This window comes from Edaphobacter sp. (assembly GCF_035532915.1).
Lineage (GTDB): Bacteria > Acidobacteriota > Terriglobia > Terriglobales > Acidobacteriaceae > Edaphobacter.
Genome location: NZ_DATKQC010000080.1, coordinates 1 through 3,624, shown reverse-complemented (window position 1 = coordinate 3,624; position 3,624 = coordinate 1). Strand labels below are relative to the sequence as shown.

The window sequence follows — 3,624 nt, the reverse complement described above, 5'->3', positions numbered from 1 at the left end:
TTGCGCGAATCATCTGGCACCGACCGGTCTTGAGGATGGTGTTCGGCACTGGCGCCGAGGAAGGTGTATCGAAACACTGAACTGGGAAGGCTGGTTTCAATTCCGCCACTCACTACAACGGAATGCCGCCACCTTCGGCGTACACCCATTGTTGCCGAGAGAGTGTGCAAAGTATCATCCGCGCCGCAGGCGTACGGTGCCGAGGTCGGGGTTCTGCCAGGACCATGTCTAGGATTGGGCTCGGGAAAATACGGTGCTGCTTGCCGACCAACCGTGAAGTGCATCCCTCCCGGTCACAACGGCGTTTTCCGCTAGGAATCCGTGATCGGAGGGGCCATCACCGCTCGCTCGCGGCCGACTTGTGCTGCTGGCGATATCAATTCCGGTGCAGAATCTCTATGCTACCGCTGCATCGATACTCTGCCGCGTAGCGGTGTTTCCCAAGCAGTAATGAACTGCTTTCCTATGCAAGGGTTACGCAGGTTCCGGCCTGGACCTTCCACCAGCGATTCATAGTTTTGTCGTCCGCAGTCTCAGGGCATTGCCGATTACCGAGACGGAGCTGAAGCTCATTGCGGCCGCTGCGATCATCGGGTTCAGAAGCAGTCCGAAGGCCGGAAATAGCACCCCGGCGGCAAGCGGCACCCCAACGACGTTGTAGACGAACGCGAAGAACAGGTTCTCGCGGATGTTGCGCATGGTTGACTTGCTGAGATGACGGGCGCGGAGAATGCCGCGCAGATCGCCTTTCAGCAGTGTGATGCCGCCAGCTTCCATAGCCACGTCGGTGCCCGTCCCCATGGCAATCCCTATGTCAGCCTGGGCAAGCGCGGGCGCATCGTTCACTCCGTCTCCAGCCATCGCGACGACGGAGCCCTTCTGTTGATGCTCCTTGACAACCTCCGCCTTCTTTTTGGGCAGTACGTCGGCCTCAAACTCGATGCCGAGCTTATCGGCGACAGCCTTGGCTGTGGTCGCGTTGTCGCCCGTGACCATGATGATCTTCAGACCTGCTGCCTTGAGCTCACGAATCGCGTCCGGCGTGGATTCCTTGATTGGATCGGCGACGCCCACGATGCCGGCCGCTTTACCATCCACGGCAACCAGCATCACCGTCTGGCCCTCCTTGCGCAGAGCTTCAGCCCGATCAAGCAACGGGGCAGGATCGACGGATAGGTCGCGAAACAGCTCAGCGTTGCCAACTGCGATTTGCTTGCCTGAGACGGTTCCCTTTACGCCTTTGCCGGTTGTCGAGTTAAATCCGACCACATCGGACAGGGTGAGCTTTTTAACTTCCGCTCCCTTTACGATGGCTGCCGCCAAAGGATGTTCGCTGGATCGCTCAAGGCTGGCGACTAGCTGCAGCAGGTCGTTTTCGTTGATGCCCAACTGGGGAATGACGGCGCTCAGTGTCGGCTTGCCTTCCGTGAGGGTTCCCGTCTTGTCGATGATGAGTGTGTCAACCTTGCCGAATATTTCTAGCGCCTCCGCATTGCGGATGAGGATGCCGGCGCGAGCCCCGCGACCGGTGCCCACCATGATGGCCATGGGAGTGGCGAGTCCGAGAGCGCATGGGCAGGCAACGATCAGAACGGCCACAGCATTCACGAGTGCGTGTGCGAAGCGCGGTTGCGGCCCGATAAGGTACCAGACGATGAAGGTGATAACGGCCGAAAGTATGACAGCCGGAACAAAGTAAGAGGAGACGCGGTCCGCCAGCCTCTGAATCGGCGCTCGTGACCGCTGCGCTTCGCTGACCATCTTTACGATTTGCGCTAAAAGCGTGTCGGCGCCAACGCGCTCAGCACGCATAACGAATCCGCCGGTTCCGTTCACCGTTCCGGCTGTCACTTTCGCGTCCTTGTCTTTCTCTATCGGTATGGGCTCTCCGCTGATCATCGATTCATCGACGGAGCTGTGTCCTTCAAGAACAGTCCCATCGACGGGCACCTTCTCTCCGGGCCGGACGCGGAGCCGGTCGCCAACTTGGACCTGATCGAGAGGCACGTCGGCTTCGCCGCCCTGGCCGTCAAGCCGCTTCGCGGTCTTCGGAGCCAGGCCAAGCAGCGCGCGAATCGCGCCGCTGGTCTGGCTGCGAGCGCGCAACTCCAGCACTTGGCCAAGGAGAACCAGGGCGACGATGACCGCCGCAGGCTCGAAATACACATTAATCTGTCCTCCGACTCCGCGATGCAACGCCGGAAAGATTTGGGGAACGACGGTAGCGAAGACGCTGTAAACATAGGCCGTGCCCGTGCCAATGGCGATCAGCGTAAACATGTTGAGGCTGCGATGCAACAGGGATTGCCAGCCCCTGACGAAGAACGGCAACCCGCACCACAGGACCACCGGTGTTGCCAGCGCGAATTCAATCCAGGTCCACACTCTTACCGTGAACATGTGCTGCATGGGCATGGAAGGGATAAATGAGGAGATCATTAGCGCGAGCATCGGCAACGCGAGTGCGACGCTGATCCACAGGCGCTTCGTCATGTAGTTCAGTTCGGGATTCGACTCTTCGGCGGTGACTTCCCGAGGTTCGAGCGCCATGCCGCAGATCGGGCAACTGCCCGGTCCGGGCCGCACGATCTGCGGATGCATTGGACACGTATATTCGGTGTGCTTTGCTGGTGCGGTGACTGTTACCGGTTCCAGCGCCATGCCACACTTCGGGCAGCTACCCGGACCCGTTTGCTTAATCTCCGGATGCATGGGACAGGTGTATTCGGCATGCGGCTCGGTCTTCGCCGGTGTGTAAACGGGAGCTTCCTCCGGTTTGGTCGGCGCGTACTTCTCTGGTGCAGCGCGGAACTTCGCCGCACAGCCCTGGCTACAGAAATAGACAGTTGTGCCCTGATGTTCGACGCTCGTCGTCGCCTTCGATGGATCAACCTTCATCCCACAAACGGGATCGCATTCTACAACACAGGGCATCGTACGATTGTCTCCTTGTTCACGCAATTCAATCTGTCCCTTTCTGCTCATGGAACGAGCGCATGGGGAATAGATGCCAGGTCAGGCTTAAGCTATTCCGGTCGTCTCGCCGGGATCAGTACATAGCCGAGAGCGCCGTCACGTGCAGCTTGAAGAGCGGCCTGAGCAAACTGCTTTCCGGCGGCAAAGTCCACGCCCGGAAGGTCGATCTTTTTGAGCCCTGCCATAATCTCCGCTCCGAGCAGCTTCGCCTGGATTTGCCGCACCATATCTACCAGTGCATCATTGTGATCTTCAATGTTGTGGACTTCAAACCCTGCGTGCTGCAAGATCGCGACGTATCGCTCTGCAGGCAGCGCGTCCCCTATGCAAGCTATCCAGGAGAGCAGACCTTCCAGTCCCAGAGGCGTCTTCTCCGTTCGAGTCAGGTCACTGAGTCCCAGTTGACCGCCTGGTTTGAGCACGCGAAAAAACTCCTGTGCTGCAACCGGCTTACTGGGAAATGTGCAGAAGGCGCACTCGCAGATGATCGCATCAAAGGTCTTATCGCCGAACGGCAACCGCTCTGCATCACCGAGTTGAAAGCTGATCTGTCCTGCCAGAACGCGTTGCGACGTTTCCGCCGCGGCCAGACGAACGTTCTCTTCACTCAGATCCACGCCGATGACCTTGCAGCCAAATGACTCCGCG

At 58.9% G+C, this 3,624-nt stretch carries 2 protein-coding genes; both read right to left on the bottom strand.

What is annotated here, in order from left to right; translation table 11 throughout:
- Positions 1 to 510: 510 nt before the first annotated feature.
- Positions 511 to 2,934 carry a heavy metal translocating P-type ATPase gene (locus tag VMU57_RS04215; RefSeq protein ID WP_325381104.1) on the bottom strand — a complete coding sequence of 808 codons (2,424 nt, stop codon included), beginning with the start codon at positions 2,932 to 2,934 and terminating at the stop codon, positions 511 to 513.
- Between the two features lie 92 nt (positions 2,935 to 3,026).
- The coding region (locus tag VMU57_RS04210; RefSeq protein ID WP_325381102.1) for a class I SAM-dependent methyltransferase at positions 3,027 to 3,624 on the bottom strand (598 nt) is incomplete at its 5' end.

Coding starts and splice junctions, on each gene's coding strand:
- VMU57_RS04215 (WP_325381104.1), bottom strand. CDS start 2,934: ATGCCCTGTGTTGTAGAATGCGATCCCGTTTGTGGGATGAAGGTTGAT.